The following is a 22,579-nucleotide window of genomic DNA, read 5'->3' as shown; positions in this document are numbered from 1 at the left end:
GTTCGCTGGCCGCTTACAGTCGGCATGCTCAACGGCGGCTTCGATGACAACTGCGCCCATTCTGAAACGGAAAGAGAGGCCAAGTCGCCTTGGAAACCACCCATTGGGATGCGGGCGGCGCCCATTATTATTACTGCATCAGACGTAGTGATCGTGTGCTCCCCTCTCAACGTGGGGCCATGCGCAAAGCGCCATCCAGACGAATCACTTCTCCATTCAACATGGTGTTCTCCGCAATATGTCGGACCAATGCTGCGAATTCGTCAGGTCGGCCAAGACGAGACGGGAATGGCACGTTCCTGCCCAGACCGTCCTGGACCTCCTGGGGCATCGCAGACATCATCGGCGTCGCAAAGATTCCCGGCGCGATGGTTACGACCCGGATTCCGAAGTGTGCGAGCTCTCGGGCAACCGGTAATGTCAGCCCTACGACGCCGCTCTTCGATGCGGCGTACGCGGCCTGACCAACTTGTCCATCGAAGGCGGCGATTGAGGATGTATTGATAATTACGCCACGTTCGCCGGTAGCGGCAGGGTCCTGCTTCGCCATCGCGTCAGCCGCGAGGCGAATCATATTGAACGTGCCGATGAGGTTGATGGTGACTGCACGTGCGAATGCGTCCAGCGGGTGAGGACCCTCGCGGCCAACGACCTTTCCTACCGGCGCGACGCCCGCGCAGTTCACGAGCGCGTCGAGCCGACCGAACTTTTCAAGCGTAGCCTGGATTGCGTTCTCGCCGTCGGATACGTTCGACACGTCAACTGCGCACGCGTCTGCAGCAGGACCGAGCTCACAAGCCAAGGCCGAAGCAGCCTCGCGGTTGATATCCAGAAGCATTACCTTGCCGCACTCGGCCGTAACCATGCGCGCAACTGCGGCCCCCAAACCGGACGCAGCACCCGTGACCACGAAGACTTTGTCGCCGATGTTCATGCTTTTCTCGCTGCCGTGCTGTTGGCCCTGTCCGCCTCCATCTTGCGCAGAATGAAGCGTTGAATCTTTCCGCTCGGAGTCTTCGGCAACTCGTCCAAAAACTCGATGGCGCGCGGATAGGCATGGGCGGAAAGCCGTCGTTTGACGTGCTGAGTCAACTCCTCAGCCAGCTCCGGGCCGCCGTGATATCCGGAACGGAGGACAACAAACGCCTTCACGATTTCCGTTCGCTCAGCGTCCGGCACGCCTATTACTGCTGCTTCGTACACGGCCGGATGCTCGATGAGAGCGCTCTCCACATCGAACGGACCAATTCGGTACCCGGATGAGGTAATGACGTCGTCGGAACGGCCGATGAAGCTTATGCTGCCGTCGGGTTCAAGCTCGACGTTGTCGCCTGTGCGGTAGTAACCTCCAGCAAACAGCGACGGATCATGTTTCAGATAGCCTGTGAACCAAAGCAAGGGGGACTTCGAGATATCAACGGCAAGCCGGCCAGCCTGATTCGGCGGAAGTTCTGCACCCTCTTCGTCGAGAACCGCAACTCTGTATCCGGGCATCGCAAAACCCGCAGACCCCGGCCGTACGGGATGGGCTAAAGCATGATGATTGTTGACCACCATCCCTGTTTCGGTTTGGCCATAGTGGTCGTAAATCCGCGCACCCAGCACTGAATCAAACCAACGAACTACTTCCGGATTGAGCGGTTCACCAGCGCTACTCACTACGCGCAGCTTTCCTTTGACACGTGCCGCTGCGTCGGCTCCGGCTGCCATCAGAATCCGAAATGCCGTGGGCGATCCTGCAAGGTTGTTGATACCCAGACGTTCGATGACATCGTAAGTGCTATCGACCGTGAAGCTACCCTCGTACAAAGTGGTGGCGTGGCCGAGAAGGAGCGGCCCGGTAATCGCGTAGTACAGCCCGTATGCCCAACCGGGGTCCGCTACGTTCCAGAAGCGGTCGTTTTCGCGAAGGTCAACGGCCTCGCGCATGTATGCGCCAAAAGCCAATAAGGCTCGCAGCGGCACGGGCACGCCTTTCGGCAGACCGGTCGTTCCTGACGTAGACATCATCATGAACAGGTCAGTGCCCTTGCGAAGGACGGGCTCAAATGACGCCGCCTGCGATTCGAGAGCTGCGAGGAAATCGATATCGCTCGGCCGCGGCTGCTCTCCGAGCGGCAGTACGGTGGCAATGGGCGGGCAATCGAGCACCTCATCAAGTTTGCCTCGTTGCGCTGAGTTGGTAACCACGAGGGTCGCGGAACTCATGCTCAACCTGTGCTCGATTGCTTTGGGACCAAAAGCAGTAAACAGCGGCTGATAAACCGCGCCCGCTCGCCAAACCCCGAGAATTGTTGCTATCAGTTCGGGCGTGCGCGGCAACAGTCCCGCGACGACGTCGCCCGGCTTCACACCGGAGGCCACGAGCATGTTGGCGACGCGACTCGCGTACGTCTGGAGCTCGGTGAACGTCAGGCTCCGATGTTGACCTTTGCTATCAATGCAGTCGACTGCGATTGCTTCGCCTTTTGCGTGGCGGTCGCAACACTCGATGCAAGCGTTCAGCCCTTGCTCGAGGTCGCCGTCCAGATGCGACATTGCGTCGTCGAGCGAGAACGTCGCGACGGCTTCCGAATAGGGGCGCACCGGCGGCCCAGAAGTTCCTGCTTCCATGAGTTGTCTCCTTTCTCAAAGTCGCCGCTTTCCGCGGTCGCACGGTGTGTTTTCCACATGGTAGGCACAGCGGACGTTGCAAACAATGACATAAGGAATCTAGAATCTTGATTGAATTTGCCAGTTTTGGAGGCCTACAGTTGAACCAGCAAAATGTCTCGGTAGGGTTTCTGGATGACGCTCTGCGATGTTTTCGTCGTCAGGGCTTCCAAGCCCAGACTGCGCTGGAAGCAGCCGGTCTGTCGAAACTGACGGGTGACTATGTGACCACGCAGCAATACGGCCTGACTTGGCTCGCGATTGCAAACGCGACAGACGATGAATTTTTCGGGCTCGGTGCTCGACCGATGCGGCGGGGCAGCTTTTCGTTGATGTGCCACGCAGTTCTGCATGCTGGCACGCTAGGCCGTGCTCTGCGCCGAGCGCTGGGCTTCCTTCGCGCCGTGCTTGACTATCCGCGCGGCGAACTGGCCGTTGTGGACGGGCACGCCGAGATTGTTCTCCTCGGTCGAACTCCTGTTTATGAAGCGTTCGCTTACCGGGCGTTCTGGCTGTTATTGCTTGGCCTCGCATGCTGGCTCACTGGCCGACGCATTCCATTACGCGTGATCGAATTCGCTTGCTCGTGTCCTAAACGCCGCCCAGATTACCTCGATTTTTTCGGCGTGCCTGTGCACTTCGACAAGCCGCAGACTCGGCTCATATTCGACGCGGCGCTTCTCGAGCTACCCACAATTCGTTCGGAGCGAGCGCTCAAGGCGTTCCTACGGGAGGCACCTGCCAATCTACTTGTCCGCTATCGACACGACCCCGGCATCGTCACAAGGATGCGTGAGGAGCTGAAAACGGTGCCGACCGGTGATTGGCCTTCTTTTGATGCTGTGGCGACAAAACTGGGGCTTAGCCCAGCTACGCTTCGTCGCCGTCTACAGGTCGAGGGGCAAAGCTACGCTGCGATAAAAGAGGAAGTGCGCAGTACGTTGGCCCAGTCACTACTTCGGGAAAGCAAGCTGAGCGTTGCTGAGATTGCCGTTCAGCTTGGATTCTCCGAACCCAGCGCATTCCACCGCGCCTTTCGCAAGTGGACTGGAACAAGTCCCGGCAAGTATCGAGCTCAGATTCAACGAAGAGTGGGCGACCCGTTGGTCGTCCACAGCGTCAGATAGCCGGAGGGAAGGTTCTCTGATGTAACACTTTCTCGTGCTGTCGCTCATAGAGGCTTTTGTCATGGCTGCTCCCGGATTTCGGGGCCACGGCTATCGACGTGCGGCACGACGTCTGGCTGAAACTGCTTGGCAACGCCTGCTTCGGTCAGTCTGCTGGCGGGCTGTTCGACCGACAAACTGATCGACGATCCCGCTGTGCGCCGCCAGTTCTTGGTAGGCGTAGTGGACCGGACGATTGCGCTCGGCGCGTCGCTCGGCGTGCGCGTCGCCATCGAAACGGGCGAGCGTCTCGCATTGAGGCACCGCCTCGGCGAAGTGAAGACGTCGATGCTGCAAGATGTGGAAGCGGGTCGATCGGGCAAAATCGTTGCGATTCTCGGCACGCTGGTCGGCATCGCGCGGCGCCTCGATCGTCCGGCGCCGCTGCTCGACGCCGTGTATGCGTTGCCACGCATGCGGGCGTCGGTGCTCGGTTTGTTGCCCTGAACGCCGCGGCGCTCGGGCAACGCGGCTCTCACACCACGCGTTGCTCGCGCAGTTGCGCGATCTGTTCGGCGTCGAGGCCGATCAGTTCCGAGAGGATGTCGTTGGTATGTTCGCCGAGCAGCGGGGGTGGACGGCGATATTGAACCGGTGTCGCGGAGAAGCGCACGGGATTGGCGACAAACGGCATCGCGCCGATGGTCGGATGCACGAGCGTGCGCCGCATTTGCCGATGCACGACCTGCGGATCGGCGAACGTCTGCTCGAAGCCGTTGATCGGTCCGCAGGGAATGCCCTGTTGCTCCAGCACGTCGAGCCAGTGCAAGACCGGTTGCGCAGAGAGTGCTTCGGCGATCAGCGGAATCAGCGTGGCGCGATTTGCGGCACGCTTTGGATTGGTGACGAAGCGAGCATCGTCGGCGAGCGCGGGCAAACCGATCGCGGCCGCGAACTTGCGAAACTGACCATCGTTGCCCACCGACACCATCACGTCGCCGTCGCTGCATGCGAACGCCTGATACGGGCAGGTGATTTCGGAACTGGTGCCGAGGCGCGGCGGCTGTCGTCCGGACGCGAAATAGTTTTGTGCCATGTGCGAGATCGCGCCGATCTGCGCATCGAGCAACGCGACGTCGATATACTGCCCTTCGCCCGATAACGTATCACGATGATAAAGCGCGGCGAGCACCGCCGACATCGCGTAGAAGCCAGCCGTCAGATCAGACACCGCGTAGCCAACTTTCTGCGGGCCGGCGCCCGGCGCGCCGTCGGGGGCGCCGGTCATCGCCATCAACCCGCTCATCGATTGAAAGATCGGATCGTAACCGGGACGGCCTCTGTACGGTCCGCTCTGCCCGAAGCCGCTGATCGAACAATAGACGAGCCTCGGATTCAGCGCGTGCAGGTCCTCGAAGCCGAGGCCGTGGCGATCCAGATCACCGGCCTTGAAGTTTTCTACCAGAACGTCGCATTGCGCTGCAAGTTGACGGATGATCTGCTGGCCGGCGGCTTGCGACAGGTCGATCGTAATCGAGCGTTTGCCGCGATTCATCGCGACGAAGGACGACGTCTCGCTGGTTTCCTCGTCATCGCCGTTGCGCAAGCGGAAGCCCTGATGACGCGTGTCGTCGCCATGCACGGGGCGTTCGACCTTGATGACGTCGGCGCCGAAGTCGGCCAGCATCTGGCCGACCCACGGGCCGGAGAACACGCGGCTCAGGTCGAGCACGCGGATATGCGACATCAGCTGATTCATCGTGTCCCCTTCATGTGTTGTCAGGCCGGCAGGCCGAGCACCTGTCGGGCCAGAATGTTGCGCTGGATCTCGTTGCTGCCGCTGAATATCTTGGCGGCGAGCGCGTTGTACAGAGGCTGATGGACCTGCATCGCGTGACCTGTGGCATCGTGCGGCGCGCGCACCATCGCGGATTCAGCGGCCATGTCGTTGAGCAGCATCGCGACGCGCTCGTGCGTCTCGGTGGCCCAGATTTTCAGGAACGACACTTCCGGCGGCAGCGCCGCGCCGCGTTTGACGATGGCCGCAAAACTCGCGTAAGCGGTGCTCAGGTCGGCCACGTCGAGCAGCGCGTCGGCGTAGCGGTCGGCCCATGTCGGATCCGTCGAGAACCCGCGCGATTGCGCCAGCTGATTCACGAGGCCGAGCGTGTGCTGTGAATGTTTTGGACTGCCGGAGAAAAGACGTTCGAAGCCGAGCAACTTTTTGGCGATGTCCCAGCCCTTGTGCAGCTCGCCGACGAGGTTTTCGCGCGGCACGCGCACATCGTCGAAAAACACCTCGCAGAATTCTTCGTCGCCGGCGACGGTGCGGATCGGCCGCACGGTCACGCCCGGCGTTTTCAGATCGACCAGCAGAAAGCTGATGCCGTGCTGCTTCTTGCCGCTGTTGTCGGTGCGCGCCAGCATGAACATGTGCGTCGCGTCCTGCGCGAGCGTTGACCAGGTCTTCTGTCCGTTAACAACGAAGTGGTCGCCATCGAGTGTCGCCTGCGTGCGCAACGCCGCCAGATCGGAGCCGGCGTTCGGCTCGGAGTAGCCCTGCGCCCACACATGTTCGCCAGAAAGAATCTTCGGCAGGAAGCGATTACGCTGCTCGTCCGTGCCGAAGCGGAACAGGATCGGCCCGAGCATGATGAGGCCCTGATCGGGCGGCCGTCCGACGCCATACCGTTCCTGTTCCTCGATATAGGCGATCAGCTTGTCCGGCGCGAGCGCCATGCCGCCATACTGCTTCGGCCAGGCGGGTGCGACCCAGCCTTGCGCGGACAGCGTCTTGTACCAGCCCTCGACCTCGTGCCAATGCAGGCGGCGCGACGGGTGACGCAACGCGGGCGGGTAATGAACGGCGAAGAACGCGCGCAGCATCGCACGAAACACGTCTTCGGGCATTGCGTCCCAGTCGGCGTCGCGCGGAAACTCTCGGCGCGCTTCGCGCGTTTCCTGCGACGCAAGCGGATGCGCATGGCTTGCCTGGCGGTTGATGTCGTGATACCGGCGACGATGCGCGCTCGCGTTACCGAGCCACGCCGCCAGCGACAACGCGCGTTGCAGATACGCGCCCACCGGTCCTTCCTCGGTATATCCGATCGCGCCATGCAATTGCACCGACAGCCGCGTCATGAGCAACGCGCCATGCGCCGCCCGCGCCTTCGCCCGGCTCGCCGCCGCCGCGAACGCCCGGTCCGCCGACACCGGCCCGGCCGTCACGTCGCACACGACGATCGCGCCCAGCTCGATCTGGATATACGCATCCACCAGACGATGTTGCAACGCCTGGAACGAGCCGATTGGCTTGCCGAACTGCACGCGAGTATTCATGTAGTCGATAGTCGTCGCCAGCGTGGCGCGCGCGATGCCGACTAGTTCGGCGGCCTGGGCGATGCGCGCGGCGTCGTTCGCAAGCGCGACCGCATCGAGCGCAGCCTGGCCTGGCAGCAACAGATGATCGGCCGGCAGCGCGCAGTCGTCGCACACCAGACGGCCAGACGGCACGCCTCCGACGCCCGCTTGCGCCTCGACGTGCAACGACACTGTCGCAGCCGGTATCCACAGTAGCGCCGGTCCTTCGTCGCCCGACGCGAGTGCGAGCCAGCCATCCGCACCGATGACCGGCATCACGAACTCACGCGCGCCTTGCAAATGCAGCACATCGCCGACGCGCCGGTAGTGCAGTGCGCCGTCGTCGAGCGGTTCAAGTTGGCCCGTTGCGCTTTGCCACGCGAGTCCCGTGATGAGATCGCCCGCAACGAGCCGGTCAACCAACTCGCCGACGAGCGGCGCGCTCCCTGCGTGGACCAGCGCATAAGCCACTTGCACCGCACCGGCGACGAACGGCTCGGGCAACGCGGCGCGGCCCGCTTCTTCGGCCACCGCCGCCACCTCTGCGAGACCGAGGCCCAGACCGCCCTGCGCCTCCGGCACCAGCAACGCGGTCCAGCCGGCCTCAGCCATCTGCCGCCATACGGCGCGGTCGATGTGTCCGTCGCCGGCCCATGAGGCCGCGCGCCGCTTCCCGGGATCGCCGCGGCTGATCAGATCGCGCGCGCTGTCCTTGAATGCCTGTTGCATTTCGATGTCCATACTCGTCTCCATCGTTGTGGCGAATGACGGGCCGCACGTGACGGCGACGCGCGATGCATGTTCGTCGCATGCGCGCTGTCGGCGCCGCCGCGCCAGACGTGTTGAGAGCGGCGGAACTGCGCGCAATCTGAAGCGGCCGACAGAGAAGGTATTAGTGGCCCTTGAACACCGGCGCACGTTTTTCGATCGACGCGCGCGTCGCTTCGCGTGCGTCTTCCGTATGCATCAGCTTCGTGCTGAAGCCCTGCTCGTGCTGATAGGCGGCCTCAAGCGGCATCGCTTCGATATCGTTCAGCGCCTGCTTCGCGTAGCGCAGCCCGAGCGGACTCTTGGAGGCGATCTTCGTCGCGAGCGCGAGCGCGGTCTGCATCACGTCGTCCGGCTCGACGACTTCGTCGACTAGACCGAGGCGGAACGCTTCCTGCGCACTGATCGGCTCGCCGGTGAAATACATGCGGCGCAGCGCGCCTTGCGGAATCAGCCGGCCATGATGCGCGGCGCCGCCGCAACGACCGATGTTGATCTCAGGCGTACCGAAGCGCGCCGCACTCGACGCGATCCGGACGTCGCAGACTGTGGCAACCACGGAACCCGCGCCGAGCGCCGGACCGTTGATCGCCGCGATCACCGGAATCGCACAGCGATACACGGCGGAAAACGTGCGGCGCACGATCGCAGCGCGCGCCGGATCTTCCTCGGGCGTCGCGCGCAGAAATTCGTCGAGATCGAGGCCCGCGCAGAATGCGCGCCGGCCCGCGCCGGTGAATACCGCGCAATGCACGTCCATGTCCTTGCCGAGCGATTCGAACAGGTCGGCGATCTCGCCATACAGCGAGAGCGTCAGCGCATTCACGGGCGGACGATCGAGCATCACGATGGCCACGCCATCGGCGCGCTTTTCCAGATTCAATGACATGCTGTCTCCTGCTTCTATCTGTGCAACAGTGTTGGAAGGTCGAACGCCGGTGTTTAGCCGTCGAAGCCGTACAGGCGCGCCGGGTTGTCAACGAGGATCGCCTGGCGGATCGCCGCGTCGTCAACCCATTCGCGGAACGTATCGAGCAGCGCGCCGACATCGGGCGCTGTGTCCCCCATCCGCACATACGGCCAGTCGGACGCCCATACGAGCTGTCGCGGATTCGCTTCAATCATCTGGTTGTGGAATGGCCGCAGGTCGGCGTAATTCGGCGCCTGTTTCGACACGCGGCAGACGGCAAGCTTCACGGCGATGCGCCCTTCGCGCAGCAACGCAAGCAGATTCTGGAAGTCGCGATGCGCTGTGCCGAGCGCTGGATCGAAGCACCCCATGTGCTCGAACACGATCGGCAGGCCGACACTCGCGAGTCTGTCGGCGAGCGATGGAATGTCGGCGCAACGTGCCCACACCTGCGCGTGCCAGCGGAGATCGCGCATGCGGCTTGCCAGCGCAAGCGCGGCGGCGAGTCCGACGCTGCCCGCATATGGCTTGCCGGTCAGCGGGCTCGGCATTTCATTGAAGCGCAACGCCCGCACGCCGCATTGATCGAGCGAGGTCAGCGTGGCGTCGTCGGCATCGGCGTCGAGCACGGCGACGCCGCGAATCCGCCCGTCGCCGCGCACCAATGCGTCGGCGAACGCGCTGTTGTCGGTGCCGTACGGCGCAGGCTGCACCAGCACGCCGCGCCGCGCGCCGATCGTGTCGAGCATCGTCCGATAGGCGTCGAACGGCGCGAGCGGCGGCGGATAGCTGGACGGCGTGGAGAACGGGAAACGCGCGTACGGACCGAACACATGCGAGTGCGCGTCGCACGCATCGGGCGGCAGCGGCGCGGCAGGCGCATGTGGCATCTTTGCGGGCACCACGTCAGTGGGACGCAGCGGATTGGCGGAAGCGGGAAACAAGTTCAACGTGTCATTCGCCATCGCCGGGCTCCGTGCGTCGCATCGCATCGCGCGCGGCAAAGCACGCGTGCCACGCGCCCAACGCGGGCCGCCCTTTGCGCCATTCCAGATCGGGCAAACGGAAATCGAGCCATGCCAGCGTGCAGGCGATTGCGATGTCGCCGATTTGTATTCCGTCCTGCCGCAGCGACGGCGCGAGCTTCTCTAGCGCGTCGAGCGACGCATCGGACTTCACCTTGAACGCGTCGAGCCACTGCGGACGCTGCTGCGCTGGCGGTTTGTTGCGCTCCTGACGCAGCAGCAGATAGATGTCAAGCAGACCATCGGCGAACGCCTGCTGCTGCAACGCGCGGAATCGCTCGGTGCCGCTTGCTGGAAACAGACGCGCGCCGTGGTGCAGCGTGTCGAGGTACTCGCAGATCACTGAGGAATCGAACAGCGCGCTACCGTCGTCAAGCACCAGCGTCGGCAACTTGCTGAGCGGGTTATCGTGCAGCAAAGCGGGGTTCGGCGTATCCATCGCAACCGGCGTGCGCACGCATTCGAAGCGATCGGCGATACCCCGCTCGTACGCGCATACCATCACCTTGCGCACAAACGGCGAACGTGGCGACCAATGCAGTTTCATCAAGTGATCCTCAAGTTTTTTGCAGCGGACTTTGCCCGCTGCCCGATGACACAACCGTAAAAGCTGATAATTCAGCTTTTTAGCCCATACGAACGGAACACCCATGAGCAAAGACACCGACGACGTGTTACGTCCGACCGGAACGCTCATCGGCCGCGCATAGTCGCTCTCCGCTGACTACAGTTCCACCTTGATATCGAGCCGCACCACGTCGCCGCGATACACGCCATTGCCGACGAACACCACCGTGCCTTCGCTATCGATAGCGGTGCGATAGACGTGCGCGACCGGCGCATTCAGCGGAATTTCGAGCATGCGCGACAACTCGACGTCGGCAGTGCCGACGGTCAGTGTCTGGTCGATCTCCTTCAGTTCGAGGCCAGGCATGTCACGCAGGATGCGCATGGTCGTGTGCTTGCGGAACGCGGACTTCGGGATGCGTCGAGCCAAACGCTCGTCAACATATGCATCGCCGAGGTAGTAGGGCTGACCCTCGCGCGAATGTCGCCGACGCCAATGCTGATACGACGGCGCAAGCGTGCCGATGCCGTGCTGGATATGCGCGGGTATCACGCCCTTCTCGCTTTTGAGCAACTCTATGCTGGCGCCTTCGGCGGCCAGCAGCAGACCCGAAAGATCGGTGGGCACCGCGCACCACAGCTGGCTCTGCGGTTTCTGGGTCACGAACGTGCCCTTTGCGCGAAAGCGTTCGATCAGCCTATCGGCTTCGAGAATATCAAGCGCCTGGCGCACCGTCGCACGCGCCACCGCGCATTCGTCCGCCAGTTCGTCGACCGTGGGAATCTGCTGGCCGACGGCCCATTGGCCGGCCTCGATGCGCCGCCGGAACAGCGTGGCAAGCTGGATGTAACGGGCCACGCCGCTCAGACTGAAATCGATCGGGCGTGGAGGGGAAGATTTGACGGCAGCCTCTGTCGCCATTGCAACTCCGGAAAAGGTCGAATGCGCTTCCAGACCCGCCACATGGGGCGACGGGCCGAGGCGCGCGGATGAGCCTCGCCAGTGTAAAGCAAAAAGCCGATCGTCTAGCTTTATGGACATAGAGATCGCGCCGCGTCGTTGCGGGTTTCTAGTGCTGCGCCTGCGGCACGCCAGCCGGCTTCAGCACCGGCAACGACGGCTCGTCAGCCGAGTCCGTTGTGCTCGCGTGCGCAAGCGGTTCGAGCGGCGCGCGCACGCTGTCGGGCAGCGGAATCTCGTGCAGATTGAGCGTCATCGACACCAGCGTGTAATAGCCGATCACCGCACCCAGTTCCACCACGCCCACCGTGCCCCATCGTTCCATCACACGCTGATAGACCGCATCGCCGACATTGCCGCCCTGCTGCAACTGGCGCGCGAATTCATAGACGTCGGCTTGCTGCGGATCCTCGAAACGCACGTCGTCGCCACGACGGATAGCGTCGAGCGACGCCTCGTCGATGCCCGCCGCCGCCGCGGCCTGCGCGTGAATATGCCATTCAAGCTGGCTGTTCCAGCGACGCGCGGTCACGACGATCGCCAGTTCAGTGGCCCACGCCGGCAGCGAAGTGCCGTAGCGCAGGATTTCGCCAAAACGCTGCCAGCGGTCCGCGAGTTCTGGCGAATGCAGCGCGGCGCGCAACGGGCCAACGATCGTACCGCGCGGACCGTCGATCACCGCGCGATAGACACGCTCCTGGTCCGGCGTCATTGAGTCGGGAGAAAACAGGGGAATGCGAGCCAAGATAAGTCCTCGTGGAGAGAAAGTGCGGCGCGTTAACGCGCCTCGATGCCAAGTTCGCGCAGCACTTCGTCCGTGTGCTGGCCGAGCGTCGGCGGCGCGCGGTCAAAGACGAGCGGCGCATTGCGCAGACGCAGCGGGCTCACGACCTGCGGCACGGTGCCCGACACCGGATGCGGCAGATGGCGCAGCATCTCGCGATGCCTTACCTGCGCATCGTCGAACACCATCGGAATCGTATTGATCGGACCACACGGCACGGCGGCGGCGTCCAGCTTCGCCAGCCAGACTGCGAGGTCGTCTTCGAGCAGCGCCGACGAGATCAACGCATGCAGCGTCGGCAGATTACGCACGCGCTGCGCATTAGTGGCGAAACGCTTTTCGTCGGCCAGTTCGGCATGGCCGATTACCTCCGCAAACTTGCGGAACTGCCCGTCGTTGCCGACCGCCAGCACCAGATAGCCGTCGCGGCAGCGGAATACGTCTTGCGGCTGGATGTTCGGATGCTTGTTGCCGTTGCGTGCTGGCGGCTTGCCAGACACGAGATAGTTCATAGCCTGATTCGCAAGGAACGCAACTTGCACGTCGAGCATCGCGAGATCGATATGCTCGCCCTCGCCGGTTTGCGCGCGATGCGCGAGCGCCGCGAGAATGCCGATGGTCGCGTACATGCCGGTCATGATATCGACGATCGGTACGCCCACCTTCTGGGGGCCACCGCCAGGTTCGCCGTCACGCGCGCCGGTCACGCTCATCAGCCCGCCCATCGCCTGGATCATAAAGTCGTAGGCGGCGTTGTCGGCTTTCGGACCATCCTGGCCGAAGCCGGTGATCGAGCAGTAGATGATGTCGGGTTTCGCAGCCTTTAGGTCGTCGTAGCCCAGCCCGTAGCGTTTGAGCGCGCCCGCCTTGAAGTTTTCGAGCACCACGTCGGATTGCGCGGCGAGCGCGCGCACCGTGTCCTGGCCTTCTGACGTCGCGAGATCGACCGTCACGGAGCGTTTGCCGCGGTTGACGGACAGGAAGTAGCCCGACTCCTGCGACGGTTTGCCCTGCGCATCCTTGAGGAACGGCGGGCCCCAACTGCGGGTGTCGTCGCCTTTGCCTGGCCGTTCGACCTTGATCACATCGGCGCCGAGATCCGCGAGAATCTGGCCGCTCCACGGGCCGGCCATGATGCGGCTGAGATCGAGCACGCGAATGTGGGAGAGAGGTCCGCTCATTGAATATGTCCGTCTGCTGGAATTCGGGAAATGCGGGCATGACCGCTTAACGGCGCGCGCCTCTCGATCATTAAACCATGTTTTTGACCTTTATAGTCTCGTGAAAACCCTAAAGGTCATGTTATTGACTTTTACACGCGACGGCTTTTTAATCCGGCTTGTCGAGGCCACCGCAGAGTGCGCCGCCCAACACGAACAGAAACCAGGAGACTTCCGTGGCTGTCCAAACCACCGCGCCTAAAACCGGCACGCTCCCCGACACCGCGCAGGCGGAACAACTGGTCTATCGCAAGCTGCTGTGGCGGCTGATGCCGATGCTGATGCTGCTATACGTCGTCGCGTTCATCGACCGCTCGAACGTCGGCTTCGCCAAGCTCAGATTCCTCCACGACCTCGGGCTGTCGGAATCGGTGTTCGGCATCGGCGCGGGCATTTTCTATGCGGGCTACATGCTGTTCGAGGTGCCGAGCAACCTGCTGCTCGAACGCATCGGTGCACGGCGCACCTTCTTGCGCATCATGCTTTTGTGGGCCGTATGCTCGGCTGGACTCGCGGCAATGAGCGGCCAAGATAGCTATTATCTATGGCGTTTTCTGCTCGGCGCATCTGAAGCCGGGCTCTTTCCCGGCATCCTGCTGTATCTGACTTACTGGGTGCCGATCTCGCGACGCGCCCGCTTCACGGCGTTGTTCATGGCGTCGATTCCGATTGCCGGCGTGATCGGCAGTCCGGTTTCCGGCCTCATCTTGCACACGATGCACGGGGTGCTCGGTTTGCAGAGCTGGCGCTGGCTGTTCCTGATCGAAGGCCTGCCGGCGCTCGTGCTGATGTTCTTTGTGGCACGCATGCTGCCGGACACGCCCGCCACCGCGCCCTGGCTCAATCCGGAAGAACTCGCGATCATCGAGGGTGATCTGCGCGCCGATCGCGAGAGCACCAGCCGCAGCGAGCACAAGTCGTTTGCCACCGCGCTGCGCTCGCCGCGCTTCTACCTGCTGACCGGCATGGGCGTGGCACTGCTGGCCGGCACGTCCAACGTATTCTTCTGGCTCCCGACGATCATCCGCCGCACCGGCGTGACCGACCTGTGGACGCTCGGTCTGCTGTCGGCGTTACCGTATATCGCCGGCTTCGTCTGCCAGTATCTCGTCGCGCGTCATTCGGATGCACGTAAGGAGCGCCGTTGGCATGCGGCGCTGGCCGGGATCGCCGCAGCGGCCGGCTGGGCCGCGATGCCGCTGGTGTCGACCAGCCCGGCGCTGTCCGTGGTCGCGCTGATCGTCACGGCCGCCGGCACGTTCGCCGCGATGGGGCCGTTCTGGGCGATGCCGAGTCTGTATCTGAGCAAGCAGGCGGCTGCCGGCGGCATCGCGTTGATCAGCACGCTGGCCGGACTCGGCAGCCTCGTGAGCCCCGGCATCGTCGGCTGGCTCAACGAGACTACGCGTACGCTCGCGGCCGGCCAGTACTACCTCGCGGCGTTGATGCTGGTCGGCGCAGTCACCGTAATCGCGATGGGCCGACACGACTCAGCCGACGCGCGGCACTGACGCATCCGCGAGAATGCCGGCGCTTATTGCTTCCACTCGCACGAACGCCGGCGCACCGCTTCGCTTCCCTCACGACGATGACCACGCTCGCGCCGGCATGCTGCCGGTCAGCGCGTGTCGCGTCGCGCCGTGACTAGAGCCACGCGCAACCGCACGAGAAGCATTCAATAACGGAGACTACCAATGAAAAACCGCTCACCCTCGCTTTGCGCACTCGCGGTCGCGACCGTCGCCTGCACTTCCGCGCACGCGCAGAGCAGCGTCACGCTGTACGGCATCGTGGACGTCGGTCTGAACTATCAGTCGAATGCATCTGGCGGCCGCCTTGTCGCGATGACGAGCGGCGTCAACCAGGGCAGTCGCTTCGGTTTCGTCGGTGCCGAAGATCTCGGCGGCGACCTGAAAGCGGTTTTCCGGCTCGAAAACGGCTTCGACATCACCAACGGCAAGCTCGGCCAGGGCGGCCTGCTATTCGGCCGCCAGGCGTACGTGGGCTTGTCCAGCCGCTACGGCACGCTGACCTTCGGCCGTCAGTACGATTCGCTGATCGACTTCGTCAGCCAGTACTCCGTCAGCAATCAGTGGGGCGGCTATATCTCCGCGCACCCCGGCGATCTCGACAATTTCAACTACAGCTTCCGCAGCAACAACTCGGTCAAGTTCACCAGCGTCAACTACAACGGCCTGTCGTTCGGCGGGTTATACAGCTTTGGCGGCACGGCGGGCGACGAAACCCGCAATCAGATCTGGTCGCTCGGCACCGCGTACACGCACGGTCCGTTCTCGATAGGCGTCGGCTACCTGAACGCGCGCAACCCGAACACCAGCCTGTTTGGCGGCAACTCGTCGACGACCGCGACCGCCGCCGCGGCCAATGCGTCGTCGCCGGTGTATCGGGGCTATCTGTCCGCGCATTCGTATCAGGACATCGGCGTCGGCGCGTCGTATACGATCGGCAACGCGACGTTCGGCGCGACGTACTCGAACATCACCTTCCGCGGCATGGGCGACACCACGTCCGGGCCGAACGCCGCGCATTACACCGGCAAAGAGACCTTCAACAACGCCGAAGCGAACTTCAGCTATCAGATCACGCCGACGTGGATGGCCGGCATCGCGTACGACTACACGAAGAGCGGCTCGAATAACGTGAACGAAGGCGCGATCTACCACCAGGCTGAGGCCAGCACGCACTACTTCCTGTCGAAGACGACCGACGTGTATCTGTCCGTGATCTACCAGCATGCGTCGGGCACCGATTCGACCAATACGCCGGCGGTTGCGGCGATCAATGTGCTCGCGCCGTCGTCTTCCGACAGCATCAAGGTGGTGCGGGTCGGCTTGCGTCACAAGTTCTGACCCTGCGCCAATCAACGCGACCGGCTTTGGTCCGACGGACACTGGCGGCGACGCTATCGCGATGGCCGTTCATATCGACTACGCCAGCAGCCGCGGCTTCACGCCGGTCGCCGTGCGCTTCAACTGCTGGATCGACCGGCGGACGCACGTGCGCATCGGTAAGGACGGCGCACTGCGCGACACGCCGGTCGAAGGGTGTCGCTCCGGCCGGTAGCGTCCTTGATGTACCGGCCTGCGGATATAGCGGTCTCACGAGGCCGTCAATGATTATGGGCGATTCGATCTTTCTAGCAGTCGGCAGCGGCTGTTGCATGTCCCATGCATGATCGGCAACGGTTAGATATTGCAACAATTTTTACTGCGGGATTCTCTCTTCCAGGGCTTCTGGCCGATGCTGCAACCGACTTACTCTCCGGCACGGCGTCGGCGCAGTGCGGCCGACGCCTCCCGTCATTGCCGGTCGGACTCGGGTCACGCATTTGAGCGCCGTGCAAGGCTCGAGAACCCTGGAATCTAGTGTTGCTCGGGCTGGTGCAGTCGCGCAGTTGCGGCGTACGATTCACCGCCAGGTGCGGCGCAAAGCCAGCCTCCAGAGTCGCGCGAACCTGCACCTTGCGTCCTGCAGGTTGCTGCCACTCCTCCACGTCCTGCTCGCGAGGATGCCCTGGCGGAAGTGCACGTCGCGCGCGGAACCTCTGTCCCTCGCGTGCGTGACCAGCTCCGCTACGCACGAGCGCTTGCCCGCTTGACGTTGAGCAGCTTCGATGGCTGCCGCGCATTGTCAATCCACGCTCGAAGCCAACGCCGGATTGGCAACCGGACTTCCGGAGCAAGGTGCGCAGCCGGATCGAGGAGAACCCGGTCACTGCGCGAGCAATCGAAGCCCAGCCAACCCTTCGGCATTCCAACGGATCACAGTCACCGAGGCAGTGGATCGGTCTACCCGGAATCGACGCGGACAACGACCGGCTCACGTAGACGGTGCAGGCCTGACCGGACAGAGCGGACACGACCCCGCTTCTGACTTCATCACGGCGCACACGGCTGGAGAACGAACTTGCCTTCCAGATTGCACGCGGCATCGCACGCCTGTAATAAGGGCGTGCGATCCCGATCGCTCTCGGCCGCGACTCTGCACATCGCGCTGCTCAGCTGAACGATTGCACCCCAACGACAGAGATAACGAAGCGTTCCAAAAAGGACAATGACAGTGTCCAAATATTCCCTTGACGACTATGTGGACCCGTCGCAAAGTTAGGGCACATTTAACCTGACGGTGCCCATTCATGATCTTCCTTGCAACGCGTCTCGCGCGTATTCAGCCGTCCCCGAGTCTCACGGCAATGACGCGGGCCAAAGCACTCGCCGCTGAAGGCGTCGACATCTGCAACATGACCGCGGGAGAGCCAGATTTTCCCACCCCCCCGCACATCGTCGAAGCCGCAGCAAATGCTATGCGCGCGGGCGCAACTAAATACACCGCGACTGACGGCACAGCCGATCTCAAGAGGGCAATCGTATCCAAGTTCGAACGCGAAAACGGCTTACGGATAACGCAAGAGCAGGTCTCCGTCGCGAACGGCGCGAAACAGATCATCTACAACGCTCTGACTTGCACTATCGATAGCGGCGACGAAGTTGTCGTACTCGCACCTTACTGGGTTTCGTATCCGGACATTGTCAGACTCAATGGCGGCGTTCCAGTAGTGATCACGGCCGACGCGACGCAGCAGTTCAAGGTAACGGCCTCTCAGTTGCGAGCCGCGATCACTCCGCGTACGAAGTGGCTCGTGTTGAACTCCCCAAATAACCCGACCGGCGCCACCTATACCGCGAGTGAGTTACGGAGCTTCGGTGACGTGCTGCGCGATTTCTCGCACGTTTATGTCATGACCGACGACATCTACGAGCACCTGCTCTATGACGCCGCTCAGTTTGCTACTTTTGCGGCGGTCAACCCAGATCTCGCGGATCGCACCCTGACGATCAACGGTGTGTCCAAAGCGTATTCCATGACGGGCTTTCGAATCGGCTATGCCGCGGGTCCGGTTCACCTTATCAAAGCAATGGAAAAACTGCAGTCCCAGAGCACCAGCAATCCCGCCGCAGTGAGCCAGGCAGCCGCACTTGCTGCTCTATCGGGCCCATTTGACTTCTTCGGGGAATGGCGAAAGACCTATCGCACCAGGCGCGACTTGATCGTTTCCCTTCTCGACGGGAAAGCTGGGCTGAGTTGCCCGCGACCCGAAGGGGCGTTCTACGTTTACGTGTCCTGTGCGGCGCATATCGGGAAGACCACGCGTACGGGCAAGATCATCAAAGATGATAGCGACTTCGTCATGTATCTGCTCGATGAATTTAAGGTCGCGACCGTGCAGGGAGCCGCGTACGGACTCTCGCCAGCGTTCCGGATTTCGTTCGCCACTTCGATGGAAGTCATCACCAAGGCGTGTGACCGCATCCTGCAGGCCTGCGAGCAACTTCGATAACTAGCCCCAAAACCAAGGAGACATAGTGAAACCACTCGCAACCCTTCTGACAGTCTGCTGCGCGCTCAGCCTCAATGCTCATGCAGACGAGCTCGCGGATATCAAAGCGAGCGGCACGCTGACATGTGGCGTGTTCGGCGACATCGTGCCGCTCGGCTATCAGGATTCGAAGACACGTTCCGTAGTCGGTTTTGACGTCGACGTATGCGCTGCCATCGCGCAGGACCTGAACGTCAAGCTCGACGTGAAGACCCTATCGGTGGAGGGTCGCATTCCAGCCCTTCTGACCGGCCGAGTCAACGTCGTCGCAGCGGCCATGGGCTACACACCTGTACGTGCCAAGCAGATCGACTTTTCCTCGGCCTACTACCAGATGCCAATTCCGGTACTGGTCAAGTCGGATTCGGGCCTCAAAACGCTCGCGGACCTGAAAGGAAAAAGCATCAGCGCGATTCGGGCGTCGACGCCGGAGCTCTTTGCTCGACAGGTACTGACGGACAGCAACATTGTCACCTTCGACGATGGCGCGTCGGCGTACCTCGCGCTCCAGCAAAACAAGGTGCAAGGCATGGCCATGTCGTTAGGAGGCGCCGTAGGGTTTCGCAATCGCTCTAACGGTCAGACCGTATTTCTTGATCAGCCATTGCACTGGGAGCCGGACTGCATAGGCGTCAAGAAAGGCGAGCCCGCGCTACTCGCCGCGATCAATGCGTCGCTGAACAAGCTCGAAGCCTCCGGGCGCCTGCAGGTAATCTGGGACCGCTGGTTCGGCCCCACGACCGAGTACAAGCTCAAGCGCGAGAAGAAGGTCACGCCGATATCGCAATTCCAGTGAACACGTGCTGCCGAAATCTCCGGCAGCAGTTTCAGGGGTGGTAACAATGAACGCGCATACATTTTCAATTCTGGCGGATCCCGACATCCTGCGATCGTTTTTCGACGGGCTAGTGACGACGATCGAGCTATTTTTCGCTTCCGCAATATTGGCCTATCTGCTCGGGTGTCTGCTGGTGGTGCTGCGCATGTCCGGCCGGGCGCCGTCCGCCATCGTGGCCGCTTTTGTCGAGTATCACCGCAACGTACCCAGCATCGTGCAATTCCTTGTCTGGTACTTCGGTGTCCCTCAAATCTTCCCGGCTTCCTGGCAAAACTGGGCTAACGGCCACGTAGGTGGCTTCGCCTACGCAGTCATCGCGCTGGCCCTCAACTCAGCGGCCTATATCTCCGAAGATCTGCGTAGCGGCTTCCGGGCAGTGTCATACGGACAGATGGAGGCGGCCCGCGCGCTCGGGATGAATTATCTGCGAGCGATGCAGTTGGTGCTGGTTCCCCAGGCAATTCGCAATGCGCTTCCCGCACTTGTCAATCAGGCGCTCAGCCTCCTCAAAACAACAAGCCTTGCCATGGCAATCGGAGTCAGCGAAATCATGTACGTCGCACGGCAGGTAGACGGTGAAACATATGCAACGTTCGCGGCATACTTTGTTCCCACTGTTGCTTACCTGGCCTGCACGCTGAGCATTATGTCGATCGGAAACAGGTTCCAGCGGCCCGCCGCTATGGCGCGATAGAGGTTGTCATGGTAGATATTTTGTCGCAGTTTGGAACGTCTTTGTTGATCGGTGGATATCCCAACGGCCCACTGGGCGGCATCGCACTTACGTTGATCATGTCTTTCACCGCGCTCTGTTTTGCGTTTCCGGTCGCATTGTCGGTCGCTATCGCGAGAACGAGCCCGCTGAGTTTTGTGCGACGCTGTGCGACCGTCTATGTTTACGCCGTGCGCGGAATCCCTGTTCTACTCATCATCTTCTGGTCATACTTTGTCCTGCCGCTAGCCACAGGTATAGACACATCACCTGCCGTCACCGTCGTCTGCGCGCTGATCGTGTATGAGGGCGCCTACCTCGGCGAAGCAATACGGGCGGCCCTCGTTGCACTTCCCAAAGGTCAAACCGAGGCGGCGCGATCTCTCGGATTGGGATATTGGCAGACGCTTCGCACTGTCGTGCTGCCACAGGCGTTGTTCAACTGCCTTCCGAGCATGATGAACCAGTTCATCCTCATCGTGAAGAACACCTCGCTGGCCTACATCATTGGTGCGCACGAGGCCACGTTCGAGGCGAACGGCATTAATGCACAACTACTGACCCAGCCGTTTCAAGTGTATGTCATCCTGGCCGCGATCTATTTTTTGATCTGCTATTCCCTCAACCGCCTGTCCGGGCTTCTCGAGCGAAAGATTCTCCGCCGGCGGACCGCACGAGCCAATGTCAGTCAATCGCCTAACTCCCCTTTGATGAAAGCATCGTCATGATCGAATTCAGGAACGTGAACAAATGGTACGGCGCTTATCACGCGCTCAACGACGTCACGGAGCGCGTCGAAAAAGGCGAAGTCGTAGTCGTCTGCGGGCCATCGGGCTCCGGAAAATCAACGCTTATCCGCACCGTCAACCGACTCGAGTCGATCCAGGACGGCCATGTACTGGTAGACGGTAACGACATCCACGATCCGTCCGCCAGGATCAACCAGTTGCGTAGCCGTATAGGTTTCGTGTTTCAGCAGTTCAATCTTTTCCCGCATCTGCCCGTGAGTGAGAACATTGCACTCGCTCCGGTCAATGTCCGCGGAACATCGCGCAAGGCCGCAGCGGAACGCGCGCTTGAGCTACTGGAAAGGGTGGCTTTACGCAACAAGGCTGACGCCTATCCCGCACAGCTATCCGGCGGCCAGCAACAACGCGTAGCCATTGCACGCGCACTGGCGATGGATCCGCCCGTGATGCTGTTTGACGAACCCACAAGCGCGCTCGACCCGGAAATGGTCGGAGAAGTGCTACAAGTCATGAAGAACCTGGCGGCGGATGGCATGACTATGATATGTGTCACGCACGAAATGGGATTTGCTCGCGAGGTATCGGATCGCGTGTGGTTCATGGCGGACGGGCAGGTACTCGAGCGCGGAAGTCCTGACGAATTCTTCAATGCTCCGGGGCATCCCCGCGCGCAAAGATTTATATCCGACATCCGTGCTGCGTGATGAACGATAGCTTGAACAGGCAGGAAACAGGTGGTGGCGAGCTTGCGGGCCGATTGATCCGTGAATCGGCGGAAATCGCGGCGCGCGAGCCGCTGCTCCGTAATCTGCTGCGCCGACGCATCGGTGAGACCCAAGATCTGCCAGCCATCCTGTCGAGAATGCTGGCCGCTGAACTTGAGCAAACCGAAATGCCCTATCGCGTCTTGCTCCATTTGTTTCGAACGCTTTTCAGTCAGCATTCCGAACTCGAGCGATACGCTATCGCTGACATCGATGCCGTTCTCCGACGCGACCCTGCCACTCGTTCCCCGTTAGCCGTTGTGCTCGATCACAAGGGGTTCACTTCCTTGTTGTGTCACCGGGCAATTCACTCTCTTTGGAACGCAGGACGAACCGAACTCGCCCGAGGTCTGCAATCCGTGGTCGCTCGCAAGCTTGCAGTGGACATCCACCCAGCGTGTCGCATCGGCATCGGCGTCATGCTTGACCACGCATCGGGGATCGTGATTGGAGAGACCGCGACCGTGGGAGACAACGTCTCGATCATGCAGGCGGTTACGCTCGGCGGCACGGGTAAGGATGCCGGAGATCGACATCCCAAGGTGGGTGACGGCGTATTGCTCGGGGCAGGCGCCATTTTGCTCGGCGCGATTACCATCGGGCGCAATGCGAGGATCGGCGCAGGTAGCGTCGTCCTCGTCGACGTCCCGGCGTACGCAACTGCCGTCGGCATTCCGGCAACGATCCGGAAGGGGAATCCGCCGACGCATCAACAAGTCGCTGCGCCGGCGGAATCCATGACACAGTGCTGGTGAGCGATCGGAT

Annotated in this window: 21 protein-coding genes and 1 pseudogene; 11 read left to right on the top strand and 11 right to left on the bottom strand. The window is 61.8% G+C overall.

Annotation, left to right across the window (positions count from 1 at the left end; translation table 11 throughout):
- Positions 1–21: 21 nt before the first annotated feature.
- The 3 genes and pseudogenes from AABE10_RS36470 to AABE10_RS21420 all read right to left on the bottom strand — a co-directional run.
- Positions 22–152, bottom strand: a pseudogene (locus AABE10_RS36470) (acetyl-CoA C-acetyltransferase); the annotation flags it as partial.
- Between the two features lie 14 nt (positions 153–166).
- On the bottom strand, positions 167–934 hold the full coding sequence (locus AABE10_RS21425; protein ID WP_342935244.1) for a 3-hydroxyacyl-CoA dehydrogenase: 768 nt from the start codon (positions 932–934) through the stop codon (positions 167–169).
- Positions 931–2,613, bottom strand: a complete 1,683-nt coding sequence (locus AABE10_RS21420; RefSeq protein ID WP_342935243.1) for an acyl-CoA synthetase — start codon at positions 2,611–2,613, stop codon at positions 931–933. Before AABE10_RS21420 ends, AABE10_RS21425 begins: the two co-directional genes overlap by 4 nt.
- A gap of 140 nt (positions 2,614–2,753) precedes the next feature.
- Here AABE10_RS21420 and AABE10_RS21415 point away from each other — a divergent pair, with 140 nt between their 5' ends.
- Positions 2,754–3,779: an AraC family transcriptional regulator gene (locus tag AABE10_RS21415; RefSeq protein WP_342935279.1), complete on the top strand. Its 1,026-nt coding sequence runs from the start codon at positions 2,754–2,756 to the stop codon at positions 3,777–3,779.
- Between the two features lie 126 nt (positions 3,780–3,905).
- Positions 3,906–4,265: a ketopantoate reductase C-terminal domain-containing protein gene (locus tag AABE10_RS21410; RefSeq protein WP_342935242.1), complete on the top strand. Its 360-nt coding sequence runs from the start codon at positions 3,906–3,908 to the stop codon at positions 4,263–4,265.
- Between the two features lie 28 nt (positions 4,266–4,293).
- On the opposite strand, the gene AABE10_RS21405 is transcribed toward AABE10_RS21410, so the two are convergent.
- The 8 genes from AABE10_RS21405 to AABE10_RS21370 all read right to left on the bottom strand — a co-directional run bounded on the left by AABE10_RS21405 (position 4,294) and on the right by AABE10_RS21370 (position 13,314).
- On the bottom strand, positions 4,294–5,517 hold the full coding sequence (locus tag AABE10_RS21405) for a CaiB/BaiF CoA-transferase family protein (protein ID WP_342935241.1): 1,224 nt from the start codon (positions 5,515–5,517) through the stop codon (positions 4,294–4,296).
- Positions 5,518–5,537: 20 nt separating this feature from the next.
- A complete protein-coding gene (locus AABE10_RS21400) occupies positions 5,538–7,859 on the bottom strand; it encodes an acyl-CoA dehydrogenase (RefSeq protein ID WP_342935240.1) in 2,322 nt (773 codons plus the stop codon).
- 151 nt (positions 7,860–8,010) lie between these two features.
- Positions 8,011–8,775, bottom strand: coding sequence for an enoyl-CoA hydratase-related protein (locus tag AABE10_RS21395; RefSeq protein ID WP_342935239.1), 765 nt, complete (start codon positions 8,773–8,775; stop codon positions 8,011–8,013).
- 53 nt (positions 8,776–8,828) lie between these two features.
- Positions 8,829–9,761 carry an amidohydrolase family protein gene (locus AABE10_RS21390; RefSeq protein WP_342935238.1) on the bottom strand — a complete coding sequence of 311 codons (933 nt, stop codon included), beginning with the start codon at positions 9,759–9,761 and terminating at the stop codon, positions 8,829–8,831.
- Positions 9,751–10,368, bottom strand: a complete 618-nt coding sequence (locus AABE10_RS21385) for a glutathione S-transferase N-terminal domain-containing protein (protein WP_342935237.1) — start codon at positions 10,366–10,368, stop codon at positions 9,751–9,753. Before AABE10_RS21385 ends, AABE10_RS21390 begins: the two co-directional genes overlap by 11 nt.
- Before the next feature lie 177 nt (positions 10,369–10,545).
- Positions 10,546–11,310 carry a GntR family transcriptional regulator gene (locus AABE10_RS21380; protein WP_342935236.1) on the bottom strand — a complete coding sequence of 255 codons (765 nt, stop codon included), beginning with the start codon at positions 11,308–11,310 and terminating at the stop codon, positions 10,546–10,548.
- A 148-nt stretch (positions 11,311–11,458) separates the two neighbouring features.
- Positions 11,459–12,094, bottom strand: coding sequence for a carboxymuconolactone decarboxylase family protein (locus tag AABE10_RS21375; protein ID WP_342935235.1), 636 nt, complete (start codon positions 12,092–12,094; stop codon positions 11,459–11,461).
- 32 nt (positions 12,095–12,126) lie between these two features.
- Positions 12,127–13,314, bottom strand: a complete 1,188-nt coding sequence (locus AABE10_RS21370) for a CaiB/BaiF CoA-transferase family protein (protein WP_342935234.1) — start codon at positions 13,312–13,314, stop codon at positions 12,127–12,129.
- A 215-nt stretch (positions 13,315–13,529) separates the two neighbouring features.
- On the opposite strand from AABE10_RS21370, the gene AABE10_RS21365 reads away from it, so the two are divergent.
- From AABE10_RS21365 to epsC, 9 genes are all read left to right on the top strand, one after another.
- Entirely contained in the window at positions 13,530–14,864 is a 1,335-nt protein-coding gene (locus AABE10_RS21365) for an MFS transporter (protein ID WP_342935233.1), read from the top strand.
- Between the two features lie 183 nt (positions 14,865–15,047).
- A complete protein-coding gene (locus tag AABE10_RS21360; RefSeq protein WP_342935232.1) occupies positions 15,048–16,223 on the top strand; it encodes a porin in 1,176 nt (391 codons plus the stop codon).
- Positions 16,108–16,437, top strand: coding sequence for a fumarate hydratase (locus AABE10_RS21355; protein ID WP_342935231.1), 330 nt, complete (start codon positions 16,108–16,110; stop codon positions 16,435–16,437). Before AABE10_RS21360 ends, AABE10_RS21355 begins: the two co-directional genes overlap by 116 nt.
- Before the next feature lie 1,072 nt (positions 16,438–17,509).
- On the top strand, positions 17,510–18,712 hold the full coding sequence (locus AABE10_RS21350; RefSeq protein WP_342935230.1) for a pyridoxal phosphate-dependent aminotransferase: 1,203 nt from the start codon (positions 17,510–17,512) through the stop codon (positions 18,710–18,712).
- Positions 18,713–18,737: 25 nt separating this feature from the next.
- Entirely contained in the window at positions 18,738–19,547 is an 810-nt protein-coding gene (locus AABE10_RS21345) for a transporter substrate-binding domain-containing protein (protein ID WP_342935229.1), read from the top strand.
- 46 nt (positions 19,548–19,593) lie between these two features.
- Positions 19,594–20,283: an amino acid ABC transporter permease gene (locus tag AABE10_RS21340; protein ID WP_342935228.1), complete on the top strand. Its 690-nt coding sequence runs from the start codon at positions 19,594–19,596 to the stop codon at positions 20,281–20,283.
- A gap of 8 nt (positions 20,284–20,291) precedes the next feature.
- Complete coding sequence (locus AABE10_RS21335) at positions 20,292–21,029, top strand: amino acid ABC transporter permease (protein ID WP_342935227.1); 738 nt, start codon at positions 20,292–20,294, stop codon at positions 21,027–21,029.
- Positions 21,026–21,754 (top strand): amino acid ABC transporter ATP-binding protein, encoded by a 729-nt coding sequence (locus AABE10_RS21330; protein ID WP_342935226.1) that lies wholly within the window; start codon positions 21,026–21,028, stop codon positions 21,752–21,754. The genes AABE10_RS21335 and AABE10_RS21330 overlap by 4 nt, the downstream gene beginning before the upstream one ends.
- Positions 21,754–22,569: a serine O-acetyltransferase EpsC gene (epsC, locus tag AABE10_RS21325; RefSeq protein ID WP_342935225.1), complete on the top strand. Its 816-nt coding sequence runs from the start codon at positions 21,754–21,756 to the stop codon at positions 22,567–22,569. The genes AABE10_RS21330 and epsC overlap by 1 nt, the downstream gene beginning before the upstream one ends.
- Positions 22,570–22,579 lie beyond the last annotated feature (10 nt).

Origin of the sequence: Paraburkholderia diazotrophica (assembly GCF_038900755.1) — a bacterium.
Classification (GTDB): domain Bacteria; phylum Pseudomonadota; class Gammaproteobacteria; order Burkholderiales; family Burkholderiaceae; genus Paraburkholderia; species Paraburkholderia diazotrophica_A.
This window is presented reverse-complemented; position numbering and strand designations above follow the sequence as displayed.

Excerpts from the sequence above, each read along its gene's own strand:
- AABE10_RS21390 (WP_342935238.1), bottom strand. The coding sequence starts at position 9,761 with ATGGCGAATGACACGTTGAACTTGTTTCCCGCTTCCGCCAATCCGCTG.
- AABE10_RS21420 (WP_342935243.1), bottom strand. The coding sequence starts at position 2,613 with ATGGAAGCAGGAACTTCTGGGCCGCCGGTGCGCCCCTATTCGGAAGCC.
- AABE10_RS21330 (WP_342935226.1), top strand. The coding sequence starts at position 21,026 with ATGATCGAATTCAGGAACGTGAACAAATGGTACGGCGCTTATCACGCG.
- AABE10_RS21350 (WP_342935230.1), top strand. The coding sequence starts at position 17,510 with ATGATCTTCCTTGCAACGCGTCTCGCGCGTATTCAGCCGTCCCCGAGT.
- epsC (WP_342935225.1), top strand. The coding sequence starts at position 21,754 with ATGAACGATAGCTTGAACAGGCAGGAAACAGGTGGTGGCGAGCTTGCG.
- AABE10_RS21405 (WP_342935241.1), bottom strand. The coding sequence starts at position 5,517 with ATGAATCAGCTGATGTCGCATATCCGCGTGCTCGACCTGAGCCGCGTG.
- AABE10_RS21370 (WP_342935234.1), bottom strand. The coding sequence starts at position 13,314 with ATGAGCGGACCTCTCTCCCACATTCGCGTGCTCGATCTCAGCCGCATC.
- AABE10_RS21425 (WP_342935244.1), bottom strand. The coding sequence starts at position 934 with ATGAACATCGGCGACAAAGTCTTCGTGGTCACGGGTGCTGCGTCCGGT.
- AABE10_RS21400 (WP_342935240.1), bottom strand. The coding sequence starts at position 7,859 with ATGGACATCGAAATGCAACAGGCATTCAAGGACAGCGCGCGCGATCTG.
- AABE10_RS21335 (WP_342935227.1), top strand. The coding sequence starts at position 20,292 with ATGGTAGATATTTTGTCGCAGTTTGGAACGTCTTTGTTGATCGGTGGA.
- AABE10_RS21360 (WP_342935232.1), top strand. The coding sequence starts at position 15,048 with ATGAAAAACCGCTCACCCTCGCTTTGCGCACTCGCGGTCGCGACCGTC.
- AABE10_RS21355 (WP_342935231.1), top strand. The coding sequence starts at position 16,108 with ATGCGTCGGGCACCGATTCGACCAATACGCCGGCGGTTGCGGCGATCA.
- AABE10_RS21385 (WP_342935237.1), bottom strand. The coding sequence starts at position 10,368 with ATGAAACTGCATTGGTCGCCACGTTCGCCGTTTGTGCGCAAGGTGATG.
- AABE10_RS21340 (WP_342935228.1), top strand. The coding sequence starts at position 19,594 with ATGAACGCGCATACATTTTCAATTCTGGCGGATCCCGACATCCTGCGA.
- AABE10_RS21380 (WP_342935236.1), bottom strand. The coding sequence starts at position 11,310 with ATGGCGACAGAGGCTGCCGTCAAATCTTCCCCTCCACGCCCGATCGAT.
- AABE10_RS21395 (WP_342935239.1), bottom strand. The coding sequence starts at position 8,775 with ATGTCATTGAATCTGGAAAAGCGCGCCGATGGCGTGGCCATCGTGATG.